The sequence below is a fragment of the Enterococcus sp. C76 genome, from assembly GCF_040886985.1.
Classification (GTDB): Bacteria; Bacillota; Bacilli; order Lactobacillales; family Enterococcaceae; genus Enterococcus_B; species Enterococcus_B lactis.
Genome location: NZ_JBFOEY010000091.1, coordinates 1 through 222, shown reverse-complemented (window position 1 = coordinate 222; position 222 = coordinate 1). Strand labels below are relative to the sequence as shown.

General features: G+C 34.2%; 1 protein-coding gene. It reads left to right on the top strand.

Going from position 1 to position 222, the window contains the following annotated elements:
- A partial coding sequence (locus AB3I00_RS14890; protein WP_368025655.1) for a hypothetical protein occupies positions 1 to 222 on the top strand: 222 nt, incomplete at both ends.

Below are 222 nucleotides of genomic sequence, written 5' to 3'. Positions count from 1 at the left end.
GTTAGTGGCTGTATTTTATCAAACGGAATCTAATTCACAAGATAGTTTAGTTTTAGCTATTAATGAGACAGTAAAAGCAAGTGCGATGGATAATTTGAATGATGTAGTGCGTGTAAAAGAAGGAACAAGTCAATTAAATATATCTGCGTTTGAAAAGGACACAAAGGAACGTTTGGCAACAGAGATTGGCTCTAAGCGAAAAGCAAAATCAGTGACTTTTTT